Origin of the sequence: Ramlibacter sp., assembly GCA_019635435.1 — a bacterium.
In the GTDB taxonomy this organism is placed as follows: domain Bacteria; phylum Pseudomonadota; class Gammaproteobacteria; order Burkholderiales; family Burkholderiaceae_C; genus JAHBZM01.
The window spans coordinates 387,672-406,054 of record JAHBZM010000001.1 but is presented as its reverse complement, the minus strand read 5'-3'; the positions used below and the strand labels follow the sequence as shown (position 1 = coordinate 406,054).

18 protein-coding genes are annotated in these 18,383 nt (G+C 68.0%); 7 read left to right on the top strand and 11 right to left on the bottom strand.

Features of this window, described 5'->3' with window-relative positions:
* The first annotated feature begins 67 nt into the window (after window positions 1-67).
* From KF796_01930 to KF796_01915, 4 genes are read left to right on the top strand one after another with little or no spacing between them, the layout of a single operon-like run.
* A complete protein-coding gene (locus KF796_01930; GenBank protein ID MBX3585374.1) occupies window positions 68-1,090 on the top strand; it encodes a tripartite tricarboxylate transporter substrate binding protein in 1,023 nt (340 codons plus the stop codon).
* Between the two features lie 4 nt (window positions 1,091-1,094).
* Window positions 1,095-2,567, top strand: a complete 1,473-nt coding sequence (locus tag KF796_01925; GenBank protein ID MBX3585373.1) for an aldehyde dehydrogenase (NADP(+)) — start codon at window positions 1,095-1,097, stop codon at window positions 2,565-2,567.
* A gap of 16 nt (window positions 2,568-2,583) precedes the next feature.
* A complete protein-coding gene (locus KF796_01920) occupies window positions 2,584-4,323 on the top strand; it encodes a dihydroxy-acid dehydratase (protein MBX3585372.1) in 1,740 nt (579 codons plus the stop codon).
* A 30-nt stretch (window positions 4,324-4,353) separates the two neighbouring features.
* Window positions 4,354-5,064, top strand: coding sequence for a ribonuclease activity regulator RraA (locus KF796_01915; protein MBX3585371.1), 711 nt, complete (start codon window positions 4,354-4,356; stop codon window positions 5,062-5,064).
* Window positions 5,065-5,069: 5 nt separating this feature from the next.
* On the opposite strand, the gene KF796_01910 is transcribed toward KF796_01915, so the two are convergent.
* On the bottom strand, window positions 5,070-5,966 hold the full coding sequence (locus KF796_01910) for an AraC family transcriptional regulator (GenBank protein MBX3585370.1): 897 nt from the start codon (window positions 5,964-5,966) through the stop codon (window positions 5,070-5,072).
* Window positions 5,967-6,083: 117 nt separating this feature from the next.
* Between KF796_01910 and KF796_01905 the strand changes: the two genes are divergently transcribed.
* On the top strand, window positions 6,084-6,638 hold the full coding sequence (locus KF796_01905) for a carboxymuconolactone decarboxylase family protein (protein MBX3585369.1): 555 nt from the start codon (window positions 6,084-6,086) through the stop codon (window positions 6,636-6,638).
* Window positions 6,639-6,675: 37 nt separating this feature from the next.
* On the opposite strand, the gene KF796_01900 is transcribed toward KF796_01905, so the two are convergent.
* From KF796_01900 to KF796_01865, 8 genes are all read right to left on the bottom strand, one after another.
* Window positions 6,676-7,539: a pirin family protein gene (locus tag KF796_01900; GenBank protein MBX3585368.1), complete on the bottom strand. Its 864-nt coding sequence runs from the start codon at window positions 7,537-7,539 to the stop codon at window positions 6,676-6,678.
* Window positions 7,540-7,593: 54 nt separating this feature from the next.
* Window positions 7,594-8,343: an aspartate/glutamate racemase family protein gene (locus tag KF796_01895; protein ID MBX3585367.1), complete on the bottom strand. Its 750-nt coding sequence runs from the start codon at window positions 8,341-8,343 to the stop codon at window positions 7,594-7,596.
* 37 nt (window positions 8,344-8,380) lie between these two features.
* Entirely contained in the window at window positions 8,381-9,088 is a 708-nt protein-coding gene (locus KF796_01890) for a GntR family transcriptional regulator (GenBank protein MBX3585366.1), read from the bottom strand.
* A complete protein-coding gene (locus KF796_01885; protein MBX3585365.1) occupies window positions 9,085-9,978 on the bottom strand; it encodes an ABC transporter permease in 894 nt (297 codons plus the stop codon). Before KF796_01885 ends, KF796_01890 begins: the two co-directional genes overlap by 4 nt.
* Window positions 9,978-10,919, bottom strand: a complete 942-nt coding sequence (locus KF796_01880; GenBank protein MBX3585364.1) for an ABC transporter permease — start codon at window positions 10,917-10,919, stop codon at window positions 9,978-9,980. Before KF796_01880 ends, KF796_01885 begins: the two co-directional genes overlap by 1 nt.
* 13 nt (window positions 10,920-10,932) lie before the next feature.
* Window positions 10,933-12,201, bottom strand: coding sequence for an extracellular solute-binding protein (locus tag KF796_01875; GenBank protein ID MBX3585363.1), 1,269 nt, complete (start codon window positions 12,199-12,201; stop codon window positions 10,933-10,935).
* A gap of 25 nt (window positions 12,202-12,226) precedes the next feature.
* Window positions 12,227-13,255 (bottom strand): ABC transporter ATP-binding protein, encoded by a 1,029-nt coding sequence (locus KF796_01870; protein ID MBX3585362.1) that lies wholly within the window; start codon window positions 13,253-13,255, stop codon window positions 12,227-12,229.
* A 185-nt stretch (window positions 13,256-13,440) separates the two neighbouring features.
* Window positions 13,441-14,097 carry a response regulator transcription factor gene (locus KF796_01865; protein MBX3585361.1) on the bottom strand — a complete coding sequence of 219 codons (657 nt, stop codon included), beginning with the start codon at window positions 14,095-14,097 and terminating at the stop codon, window positions 13,441-13,443.
* Between the two features lie 218 nt (window positions 14,098-14,315).
* Here KF796_01865 and KF796_01860 point away from each other — a divergent pair, with 218 nt between their 5' ends.
* Entirely contained in the window at window positions 14,316-15,362 is a 1,047-nt protein-coding gene (locus KF796_01860; GenBank protein MBX3585360.1) for a hypothetical protein, read from the top strand.
* Window positions 15,363-15,411: 49 nt separating this feature from the next.
* Here KF796_01860 and cueR read toward each other — a convergent pair whose 3' ends face one another.
* Together cueR and KF796_01850 are read right to left on the bottom strand one after the other, a co-directional pair.
* The gene (cueR, locus tag KF796_01855) at window positions 15,412-15,828 is read right to left on the bottom strand and encodes a Cu(I)-responsive transcriptional regulator (GenBank protein MBX3585359.1); all 417 of its coding nucleotides are present in this window, start codon (window positions 15,826-15,828) and stop codon (window positions 15,412-15,414) included.
* Window positions 15,825-16,022: a heavy-metal-associated domain-containing protein gene (locus KF796_01850; GenBank protein MBX3585358.1), complete on the bottom strand. Its 198-nt coding sequence runs from the start codon at window positions 16,020-16,022 to the stop codon at window positions 15,825-15,827. The genes cueR and KF796_01850 overlap by 4 nt, the downstream gene beginning before the upstream one ends.
* Before the next feature lie 197 nt (window positions 16,023-16,219).
* On the opposite strand from KF796_01850, the gene KF796_01845 reads away from it, so the two are divergent.
* Window positions 16,220-18,376, top strand: a complete 2,157-nt coding sequence (locus KF796_01845) for a copper-translocating P-type ATPase (GenBank protein ID MBX3585357.1) — start codon at window positions 16,220-16,222, stop codon at window positions 18,374-18,376.
* Window positions 18,377-18,383 lie beyond the last annotated feature (7 nt).

Genomic DNA, 18,383 nt, shown 5'->3' with positions numbered 1-18,383 from the left:
CGCCGGCGCGGCCCCCGGTCCTTCCGCCTCATGGCCGTCTGATCCCCCTACAACCAGGAGACTTCACATGATCACCAAACGAACCCTCGTCCAGGCCCTGCTGGGCTGCGGCGCCGTCAGCCTGGCGGCGCTTCCCGTAGCCGTGCAGGCCCAATCGGACTTCCCCAGCAAGCCGATCAAGCTGGTCTCGCCCTTCCCGGCGGGCGGCACCAGCGATGTGATGGCGCGGTTGATTTCCGAGGAAATGGCCAAGACGCTCAAGCAGCCGGTGCTGGTTGAAAACATCAGCGGTGCCGGCGGCGTGGTGGGCACCGACCGCGCCCTGAAGGCGCCGGCCGATGGCTACACCCTGATCCAGACCGGCGTGGGGCAGAACGCCGTGGCCCATGGCATCAACCCCAAGATGCCGTATGACTCCATGAAGGATTTCATCCACCTGACGCAGGTGCATTCCGGCCCCAATGTGCTGGTGGCTCACCCGTCGGCCCCGTTCAACACCTTTGCCGAGTTCATTGCCTATGGCCGCGCCAACCCAGGCAAGCTCAACTACGGCTACACCCCGGCGGCGTCGGGCCACATGGCCATGGAATTGCTCAAGCAGACCGTTGGCACCTGCACCGGCGCGAAGAAGGAAAACTGCAAGCCGCTGTTCATGGTGGGCATTCCCTACCGCGGCGGCGGCCCGATGATGACGGACCTGCTGGGGGGGCAGATCCCGATCATGTTCATCAACCAGGACACGGCCTTGCAGCATGTGAAGGCCGGCAAACTCAAGGCCCTGGCGGTCAGCAGCCTGCAGCGCAACCCGCTGTACCCGGATGTGCCCACCATTCACGAGTCCGGCTTCCCCGGCTTCAGCGCGCTGTCGTGGTCAGGCCTGTCGGTGGCCAGGGGCACGCCCAAGCCCGTGGTGGACAAGCTGGAGGCCGCGGCCGTGGCCGCCATGCGCGCGCCTGCTGTCAGGGCGCGGATGGAGTCCATTGGCTTTGTGGTGCCCGAACTGGGCAGCGCGGCCTATACCCAGTTCGTGGGCAAGGAGCTGGACCGGTGGGTGCGGGTGATCAAGGTCGCCGGCATCAAGGCGGAATGAACGCATGACCGTGTTGCAAGCCGTTCGCGCCCGTACGGGCGAACCTCTGGGTGAGGCGCTGGCCGCCTCCACCCCTGATCAGATTGACGCCGCCGTACAGGCGGCGGCTGATGCCTTCGCGGGCTGGTCCGCCAGCGACGGTGCGACCCGCGCCGCCTTGCTGCGCGGCCTGGCCAGCGCGCTCGAGGCCGACCGCGAAGCGCTGGTGGCCCTGGCTGACGACGAGACCGCACTGGGCCCGGCGCGCCTGAATGGCGAACTGGACCGCACGGCGTATCAGTTGCGCCGGTTTGCCGACCTGGCCGAGGGCGGCGCGCCCTTTGGGGTGCTGGACGACCCGGCCGTGGCCGGTGCGCCCCCTGCAGGTCACCCAGCCATGGCCCGGCTGCGCGTGCCGCTGGGCCCGGTGGCCATGTTCGCGGCCAGCAACTTCCCGTTCGCGTTCTCGGTGCCTGGTGGCGATACGGCCTCGGCACTGGCGGCCGGCTGTTCGCTGGTGATCAAGGCCCATGCGGGCCACCCGCTCACTTCACTGCGGGTGCACGGTCTGATGCAGCGGGTGCTGGCGGCGCAGGGCTTGCCCGCAGGCCTGATCGGCATGGTGCAGGGCGGTGGCAACGAAGTGGGCGCCCAGCTGATTCGCCACCCCTTGATCGCCGCGGGCGCCTTTACCGGCTCGACCCGTGGCGGTGCAGCGCTGCAGGCGCTGGCCAATGCCCGCCCGCGCCCGGTTCCGTTTTATGGCGAGTTGGGCTCGGTCAACCCGGTGGTGGCCCTGCCCGCCGAGCTGGCCGCGCGTGGCAGCGAGCTGGCCGCCACCCTGGCGGGTTCCATCAGCCTGGGCTGCGGGCAGTTCTGCACCAGCCCCGGCGTGATCGTGCTGCTGGACGACCCGGCCAGCGACGCCTTTGTGCAGCAACTGACCGTGGAGCTGGCCAAACAAGCTCCGCATGCCATGCTCACGGCGGGCATGCGCCGCGCTTTTGATGCCGGCACGGCCGCCGTGTTGGCCGCAGGCGCCACCGCGTTGGTGAGCGACAAGCGCGACGGCCCCGCGCCCCATCCCTTCCTCGCGCAGGTGGATGCGGCCACGTTCATCGCCAATGCCGCGCTGCACGACGAGGTGTTTGGCCCGGCGGCGCTGGTGGTGCGCGCTGGCTCGGTGGCGCGGGCGCTGCAGGTGCTGGCCGCCGTGGGCGGCAGCCTGACCGTGACGCTGTGGGGAGTGGCGCAGGAGACTGCCGACGCGCGGGCCCTGGTGCGTGGCGCCATGGCCATCGCCGGGCGGGTGCTGTTTGCCGGTGTGCCCACGGGCGTGGCGGTGACGGCGGCCCAGCAGCATGGCGGCCCCTGGCCCTCGTCCACCCAGCCCATGAGCACCTCGGTGGGCGACGCGGCGCTGGACCGCTTTCTGCGCCCCGTTGCCTTGCAGGATGCGCCCGCCTGGCTTTTGGCTTACCGTGGCAAACCCTGTTGAAAACCAAGCTTTCCCCATGACCCGAAAACTCCCCCAGAACCTGCGCAGCGCGCGCTGGTTTGCGCCTGATGACTTCCGCTCCTTCGGTCACCGTTCGCGTGCCATGCAGATGGGCTACGACCATGCCGACTGGGCAGGCAGGCCGGTGATCGCCATCCTCAATACCTGGAGCGACATCAACAACTGCCACTCGCACTTCAAGCAGCGCGTGGAGGAAGTCAAGCGCGGCATTCTGCAGGCCGGGGGCTTCCCGATCGAGCTGCCGGCGATCTCGCTGGCCGAGAACTTCGTCAAGCCCACCACCATGCTGTACCGCAACCTGCTGGCCATCGAGGCCGAGGAGTTGCTGCGCAGCCACCCGGTGGACGGCGCGGTGCTGATGGGCGGCTGCGACAAGACCACGCCGGGGCTGGTGATGGGCGCGCTGTCCATGGGCCTGCCCTGCATCTACCTGCCCGCCGGCCCCATGCTGCGCGGCAACTGGAAGGGCAAGACCCTGGGCTCGGGCTCCGACGCCTTCAAGTACTGGGACGAGCGGCGGGCGGGCAACATCAGCCAGACGCAGTGGATGGAGATTGAAGGCGGCATTGCCCGCAGCGCCGGCACCTGCATGGTGATGGGCACGGCCGCCACGATGATGGGCATTGCCGAGGCGCTGGGCCTGACGCTGCCGGGGGCATCGAGCATCCCGGCCGTGGACGCCAACCACCAGCGCATGGCCACGCATTGCGGCCGCCGCATCGTGGACATGGTGTGGGACGACCTGACGCCCGCCAAGGTGCTGAGCCGCAAGAATTTCGAGAACGCCATCACCGTGGCCATGGCCGAGGGCTGTTCGACCAACGCCATCATTCACCTCGTGGCCATGTCGCGCCGCGCCGGCCACCCGGTGACGCTGGACGACTTTGACGCGTTCAGCCGCAAGGTGCCGGTGATCGCCAACATCCGGCCCAGCGGCGACCAGTACCTGATGGAAGATTTTTACTACGCCGGTGGCATGAAGGGGCTGATGAAGACCCTGGCCGACGGCGGCCTGCTTCACCTGGACGCCATGACCGTCACCGGCCAGACCGTGGGCGAGAACCTGCAGGGCGCCGAGGTTTACAACGACGACGTGATCCGCCCGCTGAACAACGCCATCTACAAGGAAGGCGCACTGGCCGTGCTGCGCGGCAACCTGGCGCCCGACGGCTGCGTGATCAAGCCCAGCGCCTGCAGCCCCGGGCTGCTGCACCACACCGGACCGGCCATGGTGTTTGACGACTACCCCAGCCTGAAGCTGGCGATTGACGACCCGGACCTGGACGTCACCAAAGACCATGTGCTGATCCTGCGCAACGCCGGGCCCCAGGGCGGCCCCGGCATGCCCGAGTGGGGCATGGTGCCCATCCCCACCAAGTTGGTGAAGCAGGGCGTGCGCGACATGATGCGCATCAGCGACGCGCGCATGAGCGGCACCAGCTACGGCGCCTGCGTGCTGCATGTGTCGCCCGAGGCCTACGTGGGTGGCCCGCTGGCGCTGGTGCGCAATGGTGACCTGATCACCGTGGACGTGCCCAACCGCCGCATCCACCTGGACATCACCGACGCTGAAATGGCGACGCGCCAGGCTGCCTGGGTGCCCCCGCCCAAGCGCTTCGAACGCGGCTATGGCTATATGTTCAGCCAGCACATCCTGCAGGCCGACAAGGGTTGCGACTTTGACTACCTTGAAACCTCTTTTGGCGCCCCCGTGCCCGAGCCGGTCATTTACTGATCCGTATTTATTCCTGAATCTCCCATGCCACTGAACCCCGACACCCGTGCCAAGCTCATGACCGTGAGCACCGCCACCCTGTGCACCGCGCTGTACAAGCGCGGCCTGCGCAACCAGTTCATCCAGGACGTGCGACCGCTCAACCCCAATCTGCCCAACATGGTGGGCGAGGCCTTCACGCTGCGCTACATCCCGGCGCGCGAGGACCTGAACCCCATCACCGTGTTCCAGGACCGCCACCACCCGCAGCGTGTGGCGGTGGAGCAATGCCCCGCGGGCGCCGTGATGGTGTTTGACAGCCGCAAGGATGCGCGCGCCGCGTCGGCGGGCTCGATCCTGATTTCACGCCTGATGGTCAAGGGCTGCGCGGGGGCTGTGACCGATGGTGGCTTCCGCGATTCGCCCGAGATGGCGGTGATGAACTTCCCCACCTACCACCAGCGCCCCTCTGCGCCCACCAACCTCACGTTGCACCAGGCGCTGGACATCAACGTGCCCATCGGTTGTGGCGACGTGGCCGTGTGGCCAGGTGACGTGGTGGTGGGCGACCGCGAGGGTGTATTTGTCATCCCGGCCCACCTGGCCGACGAGGTGGCCGCAGAGGCGGTGGAGATGACCGCGTTTGAAGACTTTGTGACCGAAGAGGTGCTGGGTGGCCGTAGCATCATCGGCCTGTACCCGGCGACCGACCCGCAGACCAGGGACCAGTTCGCCGCGTGGCGCCAGGCCAAGGGCCGCTGACGCGTTCAAGCGACGTCTTGCTGTTGGCGCCAGGCCCTTGGCGTTTGCCCATGGTGTGCCGCGAAAGCCCGTGACAGGGCCGAGGCACTGCTGTAGCCCAACTGCAACGCCACTTGCTTGAGTGGCTCGCCGCGCGCCAGCCGTTGCCCTGCCAATACCATGCGCCAGCGGGCCAGGTAGTCGGCCGGCGTGGCGCCGACCACGCGGTGAAAGGTGGCGGCAAAGCTGCTGCGCGACATGCCGGCTACGTCGGCCAGACGCGGCAAGTCCCACGGCATGCCCGGCTCGCCATGCATGGCATTGAAAGCGCGGGCCAGCTGGGGGTGGGCCAGCCCGGCCAGCAGGTCCTGGCTGGGAGCGCCGCTGGGGTCGTCCGGTCGGTGGTCAATCAGCCAGCGCAGCAGCTGCACCAGCAGAGCGTCGAACAGGCGGTCGCAAACCAGCTGGCGGCCACAGGCGGGAGCCGCGCTGTCCTCGGGCATGGCCTCGGCAAACAGGGCCTCCACGGTGCGGGCCAGGCCCGGCACGCTGGCCAGCGGCACCAGGCACAGGGGCGGCAGCACGGCGGCCACCGGGTGCGCCGGCCCGGCGTCGAAGCGCACGGTGGCGCACACCATGTGGGTGCTGCGGTCGGTGGGGGTGATGAAGCGGTGGGGCGCGGCGCTCGGGTAGAACAGCAGCGTGGGCTCGCTCAGCCGGGTGCTGCCCAAAGGCGACGAATCGCCGTAATGCGCCACCTGCACCGTGCCGGCGCGCAGTACATGGAGATAGCCCAGGTCCGGCCCGTCATAAAAGGCGGTGGTGCCGCACAGAGGGCCGCTGTGGAACATGCGGGTGCGCACATGGAAGTGCTGCAGCAGGGGCGAAAGACGGTCAGTGGGGGCAGTGGATGCGGACGGCATGGACGAAGTGTAGTTTTCAATGGATTAAAAGTCACTTTTCATCCAATTTGAGGGCGCAAAGTCGGGTCCACGCCAGCAAGGCGTGCGTCTTTAACCCCTAGCCTCCAGGAGCTTTCCATGACCCGTATTTCCCCCGTCACCGTCGCCAACACCCCCGCCGCCTCGGCCCCTTTGCTGGCCGCCGTCAAGTCCAAGCTGGGCATCGTCCCCGGCATGATGGCCACCTGGGCCCACGCGCCTGCCGCCCTCAAGGCCTACCTGGCCATGGCTGAAGCCCTGGGCAGCGGCGAGTTGAGCGCCGGTGAGCGTGAACTGGTGGCCCTGGCCGCCGCCGAAGCCAACCAGTGCGAGTACTGCCTGGCCGCCCACCATGTGCTGGGCAAGGGCGCGGGTTTGAGCGATGCCAGCATTGCCGCCGCCCGTGATGGCCATGGCACCACGCCGCGCGAGCAGGCCATTGCCGCCCTGGCCCGCCAGATCGTGCAGCAGCGCGGCCTGATCAGCGATGCCGAATTTGCCGCGGCGCGTGAGGTGCTGGGCGACGCTGGCGTGCTGGAAGTGATCGGCAGCGTGGCGCTGAACATCTACACGAACTACACCAACCACATTGCACAGACGGCGGTGGACTTCCCCAAGGTCGCGTTGCGCACGCCGTTGAAGCTGGCGGCGTAAGTCGCCGCCCTGGCTCGGCCCGACCCGGCTTGTCCGATCAGGCCAGCCGGCCGTTCTGGAAGTCTTCCACGGCCTGGATCAGCTCGTCACGGGTGTTCATGACGAACGGGCCGTACTGCGCGATGGGCTCGCGCAGCGGCTTGCCGGCAATGAGCAGCGCGCGGGCCGGGCCGCTGGCCGAAAGGGTGACCCCGTCGCCCTCATTGGCCAGGATGGCCATGCGCTGGCGCGCCACGGCGGTGCCGGCCACGTCCACGTCACCGCGGTACACGTAGACAAACGCGTTGTGCCCGGCGGGCAAGGCCTGGCTGAAGCGGCCACCGCCCTCGGGGAAGTGGATGTCCAGGTACAGCGGCTCGGTGTGCTCGCGTTGCATGGCACCCGTCACGCCCGCGGCCTCACCGGCGATCACGCGAACGGTGACCCCTTCGGAGGTGACGACCTCGGGGATCTCGGGGCTCTGGATGTCGCGGTACCAGGGCGCGCACATCTTTTCCTTGCCCGGCAGATTGAGCCAGAGCTGGAAACCCTCCATCACGCCGTCTTTCTGCTCGGGCATTTCGCTGTGGATCACGCCGCGCCCGGCCGTCATCCATTGCACGCCGCCATCGGTGATCAGGCCTTCATGGCCGGCGCTGTCCTTGTGGCGCATGTTGCCGGTGAGCATGTAGCTCACGGTCTCGAAGCCGCGGTGCGGGTGGCTGGGAAAGCCGGCGCCGTAGTCGTCGGGGTTGTCGCTGGCGAAGTTGTCCAGCATCAGGAAAGGGTCCAGCCGCTGCTGCAGGTCTTGCGTGAGCACGCGTGTGAGCTTGACACCCGCGCCGTCGCTGGTGGGCTGGCCGGTGACGAGCCGCTCGGCGCGGCGGGGCTGGGTGACGGGGGTGGACGTGGCGGGGGTCATGACGGTCGCTCCTTCAGCCCCATTAACTGGGGTCGGAGCAACGATTCTCAAGCATCAGGGCCCGGCCTGCAGGCCCAGTGCGGTGAGCTCGGGGGACAGATGTTCCCAGGGGATGTCGAAGCCCGGCGTGGAGCGGGGTGGCGGGGGGGTGTGGCTGCGCAGGGCCCAGCGGGCGCCGGCCAGCACGCTGTCGATCAACGGAGTGGCGATGCCGGGCTGGATGTCTGCGGCCATGCCGGCCAGGCCGGCTCCGCCCAGGATCACGGCCTGCACGTCCATCTGACGCGCCGCGTCCCGGCAGGCGTCGGCCAGAAGCGCGCGAGCGGCGGCCGGGTTGGCCGCCAGTTCGGCACCCGTGGGAATGACGGTGTGGATGCCGGCCAGCTGCGGTGCGTAGCCCAAAGCCTGCGCCAGGCGCTGCAGCATGGGGCCCCAGCGCGCACCGCCGGTCACGATGGCGAAGCGCCCGTGGCGCGCGGCTTCCACAAAGGCGGCCTCTGCCAGGCCCGTCACGGGCACCGGGCTGCTTTCGCGCAGCGCGAGCAAGCCCGGGTCGCCAAAGCAGCCGATCAGCACCGCGTCGGGGTGGGGGCGGTCAGCCGCGGCCAGCGATGTGGCCCAGGCGTCAAGCGCGGCATGGGCGGCCACCGCGTAACTGGCTTCGTCGGCGATGTAGGGCGCGCCAAATCGCGCCGTGACCGTATGCACCTGCACATGCAGCCCGGCCGCCGTTTGAATGTGGGTTTGCAGCAGCGCGCTGACCGAGGTCGAGGTGTTCGGGTTGATGACCAGCAGCTGGCGCATGGGCGCGGTCAGCGGAGGAGCGTGAGGGCCGGCATGCTCAGGCCGCGGCGCCAAACAGGCGGGAGAGGTCGGGCGCCGCATGCTCGGGCGGTGTGAAGCGCAGCTGCGACTCCAGCCGCGTGAGGTGGTCGCGCATGCGCAGGGCCGCCTCGGCCGTGTCACGCAGGCGGATGGCGTCCAGCAGGGCCAGGTGCTCGCGGCAGCCGCAGGCCGTGGCCTCCTCGCGTTCGCGCGCATGCGAGGCACTGTAGGTCATGAGGATCAGCGACGTGCGCGAGGTCAACTCGCGCAGGATGCGCCCCAGCGTCTGGTGGCCCGCGCGCTCGGCGATGAGCAGGTGGAAGTCGCCGGCCAGCCGGATGGCGCGGCGCATGTCGCCGGCCAGGCGCGCGGCCTCTTCCTCGTCGATGCAGTGCTTGAGGCGCGCCATGTCGTCGGCGCTGGCGCGCTCGATGAACAGCGTGACCAGCGTGGGCTCGATCAGGCGGCGCACCTCGAACACCTCGCGCGCTTCCTGCTCGCTGGGCTGGGCAATGGTGGCGCCGCGGTTGGGCGTGAGCGTGACCACCTGCTCATTGGCCAGACGCACCAGCACCGGGCGGATGCGGGTGCGAGACACCCCAAAGGCGGTGGCCAGCTTGTCCTCGACCAGTTTGGTGCCGGGCGGCAGCCGGTGGTCCAGGATGGCGGAGATGACCCGCTCGTAAATGTCGCTGTCGGTCAGCGGCGTGATGCTGTCGGTCATGACTGGCTGCGCCGCTGCCGCTTGCCCAGCCACATCGCCAGGCCCACGGCCAGGCCCATGACCAGAAAGGAGACGATGGTGGTGACGGTGCCCAGCGCATAGATGGCCGGGGTGGTGACGGTGGAGGTCAGGCCCTGCAGCTCCAGCGGCAGGGTGTTGACGTCGCCAATGGCCTGGGAGGTGCGTGCGATCTCATCCCATGACAGGGTGAAGCCGAACATGCCGATGCCGACCACCGAGGGCCCGATCAGCGGCAGCACCACGTGGCGGAAGGTCTGCCAGGGCGTGGCGCCAAGGTCGCGCGCGGCTTCCTCGTAGGCCGGGTTGAAGCGGTTGAAGACGGCAAACATGATCAGCAGGCCAAAGGGCAGGGTCCAGGTCAGGTGGGCGCCCAGGGCCGAGGTCATGAGGCCGAGCGCAGTGCCGTAATTCTCCAGCATGCCGGTGGCGCCCAGGGTGTTGAAGAGGGCCTTGAGGCCGGTGTCGATCAGCCGGAACTGCAGACCAATGCCCAGCGACACGATGATGGACGGCATGATCAGGCTGGCGACGGTGACATAGAACAGCGCATTGCCGCCGGCGAGCTTCTTGCGGAACGCCAGGCCCGCGAGCACGGACAGCGCGACCGTGAAGCCCATGACCACCGCTCCCAGCAACAGCGAGCGGCGGAACGCGGCGCCAATGTCCACGGTGCCCAGGCCTTCGGCGAGCTTGTGGAACCAGTGCAGCGAGAGTCCGCGCAGCGGGAAGGTGAGCCCGCCCTCGGGCCCCTGGAAGCTCAACACGAAGATGGTGAGCATGGGCCCGTAAATGAACAGCACAAAGGCCGCGAAGACCAGGGCCAGCGGCCAGAAGCCGGGGGCGCGGGGTTCGGAAGCGCGTGCGGACATCAAAGCTCCTTGCGGATGTCGACCAGGCGCGTGAGGCCCCAGATGATCATGAGCACCACGGCGAGCAGCAGCACGGCGTTGGCCGCGGCCAGCGGGAACTGCAGGTACGAGGTCTGAACCTGGATGATCTTGCCGACCGAGGCAATCTGCTGGCCGCCCATGACGCCGATGGTGACGAAGTCGCCCATGACGATGGTGATGACGAAGATCGAGCCGATGAGAATGCCGGTCTTGCTCAGCGGGATGATGACGTTCCACAGGGTCTGCCAGCCCGAGGCGCCGCTGTCGCTTGCGGCTTCCAGCAGGCTGCGGTCGATGCGCATCATGCTGTTGAAGATGGGCACGATCATGAACATGGTGTACAGGTGCACAAAGGCCAGCACCACCGAGAAATCAGAAAACAGCAGCCACTCCACGGGCTGGCTGGCAATGCCCGAACCCACCAGCCCCTGGTTGATCAGCCCGTTGCGGCCCAGCAGCGGCACCCACGAGATCATGCGGATCACGTTGCTGGTCCAGAAGGGCACGGTGCACAGCACGAACAGCGCGGTCTGCACGCCCGGCGAACGCACGTGAAACGCGAGGAAATAGGCCACGGCAAAGCCGAGCAGCAGCGTGATGCCCCAGACCAGCAGACAGAACTTGAGCGTGGACAGGTAGGTGGACAGGGTGACGCACAGGTCGCCGTTGTCGGTGAGGTGGCTGCAACCTTCAAAGATGTTGAAGTAGTTGCGCAGGGTGAAGCCCGGGATCAGCTCGTACTCGTTGAAGTTCCAGAAGCTCACCATCACCACCAGCGCCAGCGGCACCAGGAAGAACACCGCGAACACCGCCGTGAACGGCGCGGCCTGCCACCAGGCGGACACCGCCCGTTCGGGCTGGGCTTGTCGAAGCCTGGCAGGCACTTCGACAGGCTCAGTGCGAACGGTATGGGTGCTCATGCTCGTCTTTCAATCAGGCAGCCACGAACTCATTCCACTTGCGCACCATGTACTCGTTCTCGTCCATGATGGCGTTCCAGCAGGCGATGCCGCCCATGCGCTGCTCGTAGCTGCCGCCGTCGCGCACGCTGCCGGTCTTGGCGAGCACATCTCCATTGGGGCTCTTGATGTCCTGGCTGGCGGGCTTGCCTTCCATCCAGTAGGCCCATTCGTAGGCCTCCATCCTGGCCTTGGCGGTGTCCAGCACGGCGCTGTAGTAGCCCTGGCGGTTCAGGTAGGCGCCGGCCCAGCCGTCCAGGAACCAGTTGATGAACTCGTAGGCGCCGTCCAGCTTCTTGCCGCTGAGCGTGGCCGGCACGCCGAAACCGGCGGCCCAGGCGCGATAGCCTTCCTTGAGCGGCTGGAAGTTGCAGGCGATGCCCTTGGTGCGCACGGCCGTCACGGCGGGCGACCACATGGACTGGATCACCACTTCGCCCGAGGCCATGAGGTTGACCGACTCGTTGAAGTCCTTCCACAGCGCGCGGAACTGGCCGGCCTTCTTGGCCTCGATCAGGGTCTTGATCGTGAGGTCGATCTCGGCCTTGGTCATGTTGCCCTTGTCGGGATATTTGTAGAGGCCTTTGGCTTCCACCACCATGGCGGCGTCCATGATGCCGATGGACGGGATGTTGAGGATGGCGGCCTTGCCCTTGAACTCGGGGTTGAGCAACTCGGCCCAGGAGTTGATCGGGCGCTTGATCAGGTCGGGGCGGATGCCCAGCGTGTCGGCGTTGTAGACGGTGGGGATCAGCGTCATGAACTGGGTGGGCGTGGCGGAGAACTTCTTGCTCTTCTCGCCCTCAAGGTACATGACCTTCTTGGGCGCGGTGCCCTGGTCACCAACCTTCTTGCCGGCCACCTCGCCCTTGGTGAACAGCGTGGTGATCTTGTCGGCGTTCTTGATCTTTTTGGTGTCGATGCCTTTGAGGTTGGCGGTGGGCACGATCTTCTTGAGCGAGAAGTACTCGGTGTCGATCAGGTCGAAGCTGTTGGGCGCGGTGACGGCGCGCTTGGTCACGTCGTCGGTGGTCACGGCCACGTACTGGATCTTGATGCCGGTGTCCTTCTCGAACTTCTCGGCGATGGCCTTGTCCTGGTTCACGGCCGTGCCCAGGTAGCGCAGGGTGATCTTCTCCTGGCCGATGGCGGGTGCCATGCCCGTGGCGAGGATGCCGGCCATGCCGGTCAGGACGGTGCGGCGCTGCAGGCCGGATTGCGTTTCGGGGGTGTCGTCGGACATGGTGGTTCTCCTTGGTTGAAAAGATTCAGGCGCGCAACGCGTGCGCCGCGTGCCAGGACAGGTGGACGTTCTCGCCCAGTGCGTAGGGGCGCTCGGCGAAACGGGCTTCGGGCAGCATCACCGACACGCCGGTGGGGCCGGTGGCGCTCCTCGCGTCAAGCCCCAGCAGCACGTACGTGCCCTGGTACTCCACGTCGGTGATGGTGGCGCCCATGCCCCCGGCCACGCCCTCGGCGGGCGCCGTGGGATCGGCCGGCGCGATCAGCATGTGGTCGTTGCGAACGGCGATCTTGCCGGCCCCGGTGTCGATCACGTTGTGTCCGCCCATGAAGCGCGCCACGAATTCGGTGGCGGGGGTGTTGTAGACGCTGTGCGGCGGGCCGACCTGTTCGATCAGGCCATGGTTCATGACCACCATGGTGTCGGCCAGGGCCATGGCCTCTTCCTGCGAATGCGTGACATGGATGAAGGTCAGGCCCAGCTCCTTCTGCCAGCGACGCAACTCGGCGCGCATCTGGACGCGCAGAAACGGGTCCAGCGCCGACAGTGGCTCGTCCAGCAGCAGCACGCGCGGCTGGGTGATCAGGGCGCGCGCCAGCGCCACGCGCTGCTGCTGTCCGCCCGACAGTTCGCCGGGTTTGCGCTGTGCGAGATGGCCCATGGCCACGCGCTCAAGCAGCCCGGCGGCTTTCATCTGCCGCTCGGTCTTGCCCATGCCCTTCATCTTGAGGCTGAACGCCACGTTGTCCAGCGCCGACAGGTGCGGGAACAGCGCAAAGCTCTGGAACATCATGGCTGTGCCGCGCGCGGCGGCCGGCAGATGGGTGATGTTGCGGTTTTCCAGCAGCACGTCGCCACTGGTGACCGATTCATGCCCGGCGATCATCCGCAGCGTGGTGCTCTTGCCGCAGCCCGAGGGGCCCAGGAGGCAGCAGTAGCTGCCGCTTTCGATGCGCAGGTCGATCGCGTTGACCGCCGGCGCGCCCTGCGCGTAGCGCTTGGTCAGCGCGACCAGTTCAACGGCGGCGGGCGTGGGGGTGGCGGCATCGTCCATCCACCATGCCAAGCATCAGCTGTGCCAGCTTTGTACGCAATCTGGGGTGACGATTGCGTACAAAATGCACGCTCGCGGTGCGCTGGCCAGCGTTGCCGGACCTCACCTGCCCTGTTGCGGGGCGCCCCCGGCTCAGGAGCTGATAGCGACTCCGGAGAGGCCCGGCACCGAGCGGTCTGGCGCCGTTACGCGGCCGGGGTGGACGAAAGGCGCCGGCCTCGCAGCCGGGCAATGGCTTCGATGCGGGTGCGCACACCCAGGCGACTCAGGATGCCGGTGATGTGCTCCTTGACGGTGCTTTCCGACACGGCCAGCGTGTGCGCAATCCGCTTGTTGGGCAAGCCGCGCAGCACCAGCGCCAGGATTTCCCCCTGCCGCGGCGTGAGGCCCAGCTCCTGGGGCGCGATGGGCCATTCCCGCGGGTGTTGGGGCGGCTGTGTCAATGACGGTTGGGCGGCGGCGTGCCATTGCGCGCCGCCCAGCAGGGCCTGCAGCGCCAGCGCGAAATCCTCGATCGGGGCCTGTTTGTGGACAAAGCCCTGCGCGCCGGCCTCACGCACCTGCTGCTGCAGGGCGGGGTCGTCGTCGCCGCTGTAGGCCAGCCATGGCGTTTGGGGGCACAGCGTCTGGCAGTCGCGCAGGGCGTCCAGGCTGTTGCCGTCAGTCAGCCACACATCGGCCAGCACCAGGGCCGGGCTGCCGTGGGATTGAATGACGCGCCGCCCGGCCAGCCAGCTGGTGGCCACGTGCACCGGCAGCTCGGGGCGCAGGCTGCGCAGGTAGTGCAGCAGCCCCTGCACGACCAGCGGATGGTCTTCCAGAACCAGGATGTAGGCGGCCACCGGGCCCAGCGCGGATGGGGGCAGCGGAAGGTTGGTTGCGTTTGGCGTCATTTGATACAGGGGGCTCCCTGCCTCGGTCGGGTTCCCGTGCCGCGGCGGGCTCACCAGAATTCATCGACTTGCTGTGGGGCCTGGCGAGGCCGTGCAGGCAGCGGTGCCGAGGGCGCCAAGGCAGGCGCCGCGCCGGCGTAACTTTTGTTCATTAGCGTAAGGTAATTATGGTCACGAGAAAATATGGCTTGCGGGTCCCGGGGGCATTGGCTGTGCTGCTCGCGCTCGGCGGGGTGGGTTGTGGCGGTGGCGGCGACGCGGCAGGGGGCGGCGGCGGGCCGTTCAACGTGGGTGGCAGTGTGGCCGGGCTGGCCGCGGGGGGCTCGGTGGTGCTGGTCAACAATGGCGCCGATGCGCTCACGGTGAGCGGCAACGGTGCGTTCACATTCGCAACGCCGAGCGCACGGGACGCGGCCTACGCGGTGACGGTCAAAACCCAGCCTGCGGGCCAGGTGTGCGCCGTGCTGCGGGGCACGGGCAATGTGGTGGCCCATGTGACGGATGTGGCCGTGAATTGCCAGGCCCTGGCGGGCAATGTGGTGACGCTGGGCGGGACCGTGTCGGGCCTGCAGGCCGGCACCACGCTCGTGTTGCAGAACAATGCGGGCAATGACCTGGCCGTCACCAGCAACGGCGGCTTTACCTTCGCCAGTGCGGTGCCTGTGGGCAGCACCTATGCCGTGTCGGTGAAGACGCAACCGGCGGGCCAGGTGTGTACGGTGTCGGCCGGAGTGGGCACCGCCAATGGCACCGTGTCGGGCGTGACCGTGGCGTGCGCCCCGGCGGGCTCGCAGATTCCGCAGGGGGCAGCCGGACTGATCGGCGACTGGCTGCAGGGCTTTTGCGCGCCTTCGGGTGACGGGCGGTCGGGCCGCGTGCTGACTCGCGCCGTCAGCGCAACGAGCTCGAGCGTGACCCACCAGCAGTCCGTGGTGTTCTACAACAACCTGACCTGCAGCGGCACCGGGACGCTGTCCGGCCTGACCACCCTGGGCACGTTCACGGTGGCCCGCACGGGCGCGACGGCCAACACCGTGGCCAACTGGGGCACGTTCGTGGGAATCAATGGCGTGTCCAGTCCCTTTATCTGGGCCCGCAAGGGCAACCTGCTGTGCCTGTTGGGGGATGAAAACCCCTCCGTGTTCCCCGCTGCGAGCGATGTTGAGGCGCATCTGGCCATCGTGCCGGAAACGTTCTGCTACGCCAAACAATGAGTCGCCGACCGGGTGACCCCTGCCCGTGTGGCCGGCCTCCTGACCCGGATCAGGCCTCGCCAGCCAGATCTTCCAGGATGGGGCAATCCGGGCGGTCGTCGCCGTGGCAGCAGTGGATGAGGTGATCCAGGGTGCGCCGCATGGCCTGCAGGGCCTCGATGCGCTGCGCAAGCTCGTCAGCGTGCTTCTGCGCAATGCGCTTGACGCCGCTGCTGCTGCGGCGGCGGTTTTGCCACAGGCTCACCAGCTCGGCGATCTCGTCCATGGAAAAGCCGAGATCGCGCGAGCGCTTGATGAAGCGCAGGGTGTGGACCTCGGCTTCGCTGTACTGGCGGTAGCCACTGTCGGTGCGGCCCACGCGGGGCAGAAGCCCCAGCGATTCGTAGTGCCGCACCATCTTGGCCGACACGCCGGAGAGGCGGGCCGCTTCGCCAATGTTGACAGGCAGGGCAGTGGCGGTGCTCATGCGGTGACGGCGTAGCCTTCATCGGCAATCGCCCTGGCAATGGCGTCGCGCGGCTGGTCGGACTGCACATCGACCTTGCCCCCGGCGCGATCGACCTTCACTTCGGCGGCCGGATCCACGGATTTGACGGCCTGCGTGACCGCGCGTTCGCAGTGGCCGCAGGTCATGCCCTGCACATTGAAAGTCTGGTTCATGGTGAGTTCCTTGGGGTGGATGGAAAGGCTTCATGATCAACCTTGCCATGATGGTAAGGTCAAGCGCCGGTCCTTCAAGGCCCTACTTTGCATACGGTTGATCCAGGTCAAGGCTTGACCTTGCCATCATGGCAAGGTTGATGATCAAACTCATGAACACTTCAACCACCTCCACCCTCGATCTTGGCGTTGGCGGCATGACCTGCGCGTCCTGCGTGGGCCGCGTCGAGCGCGCACTGAAGAAAGTCCCCGGTGTGCAGGACGCCACGGTCAACCTGGCCACCGAGTCGGCGCGCATCACCTATGCGGCGTCGGCGCAGGCCGAGGCCCTGCTGCGCCGTGCCGTGCGCGACGCAGGCTACGAGCCGCGCAACCCCGAGGCCGCCATGGTGCAGGAACTGTCGCCCTGGGCCGGCTTTGGGCCGGTGGCCGTGGGCCTGCTGCTGTCGGCTCCGCTGGTGTTGCCCATGCTGGGCGATCTGCTGGGCCAGCACTGGATGCTGCCGGCATGGGTGCAGTTTGCGCTCGCCACGCCGGTGCAGTTTGTGCTGGGCGCGCGCTTTTACCGGGCGGGCTGGCATGCGCTGAAGGCCCTGACCGGGAACATGGACCTGCTGGTGGCCGTTGGCACCAGCGCGGGCTGGGGCCTGTCGATGTGGCTGTGGCTGACCGCGGCCGCTGGCGCGGTGCCGCACCTGTACTTTGAAGCCTCCGCGGTGGTCGTTACGCTGGTGCTGCTGGGCAAATGGCTGGAAGCCCGGGCCAGGCAGCAAACCACGGCGGCCATCCGCGCGCTGCATTCGCTGCGGCCCGAGATGGCCCACGTGCAGATGCGCGCGGGCGGCGAAGCCGATGTGCCGCTGGCCGAGGTGCTGGTGGATGACAAGCTGGTGGTGCGCCCCGGCGAGCGGGTGCCGGTGGACGGGGTGGTGCTGCAGGGTGAGACGCAGGTCGACGAGTCCATGCTGACCGGCGAGCCTTTGCCCGTGGCGAAGACCGCGCAGGGCCAGTTGACCGGCGGCAGCATCAATGGCGAGGGCCGCATCGTGATGCGGGTGACGGCCGTGGGCCATGAGACCGTGCTGGCGCAGATCATCCGGCTGGTCGAGGACGCGCAGGCGGCCAAGGCGCCCATCCAGCGGCTGGTGGACCAGGTGTCGGCCATCTTCGTGCCCGTGGTGCTGGTGCTGGCGCTGCTCACGCTGGGGGGCTGGCTGCTGACTGGCACCAGCCTGGAGGTCGCGCTGATCCACGCGGTGGCGGTGCTGGTGATTGCCTGCCCCTGCGCGCTGGGGCTGGCCACGCCGGCCGCGATCATGGCGGGCACTGGTGTGGCGGCCACGCACGGCATCCTAATCAAGGACGCGCAGGCGCTGGAGCTGGCCCACAAGGTGGATACCGTGGCCTTTGACAAGACCGGCACGCTGACCATCGGGCAACCCCGGCTGGTCGCCTTCATCGCGGCGCCCGGCACCGATGAAACCACGCAACTCACCGCCGCCGCCAGCCTGCAAAGCGGCAGCGAACACCCGCTGGCCCGCGCCGTGGTGGCCGCGGCCCGCGACCGGGGCCTGGCGGTGCCCGAACCCGACGCGGTGCGCGCCGTGCCGGGCCGTGGCACCGAAGGCGAGGTGCGTGTGGCCAGCTACCTGGTGGGCAGCCTGCGCTGGATGGACGAGCTGCAGGTGGGCCTGGGGGGGCTGCGAGACCAGGCCGACCGCCTGCAGGCTGAAGGCGCGACGCTGTCGGCACTGGTGGAGCGCACCACCGGCGGGCTCACATTGCGCGCGCTGATGGGCTTTGCCGACGAGCCGAAGCCCGGGGCCCGCGAGGCGCTGGCGGCGCTGCGCGCGCGCGGCATCCGCATCGTCATGATCTCGGGCGACAACCGGGGCGCGGCGCTGGCCATGGGGGCCCGGCTGGGCCTGGCCGGAGACGAGGTGATGGCCGATGTGCTGCCCGGTGACAAGGCCGCCAAGGTAGCGGCGCTGCGCGAAGGAGGCCACACCGTGGCCATGGTGGGCGATGGCGTGAATGACGCGCCGGCGCTGGCCTCGGCCGATGTGGGCCTGGCCATGGCCACCGGCACGGATGTGGCCATGCACGCGGCGGGCATCACGCTGATGCGCGGTGACGTGGGCCTGGTGGCCAGCGCGCTGGACATCTCGCACCGCACTGTGCTGAAGATCCGCCAGAACCTGTTCTGGGCCTTTGCCTACAACGTGGCCGGCATTCCCCTCGCGGCCCTGGGCTACCTGAGCCCGGTGGTGGCTGGCGCCGCCATGGCCCTGAGCAGCGTCAGCGTGATGGGCAATGCGCTGCTGCTCAAGCGCTGGCGCGTCAAGCGGACTTGATCTGCGT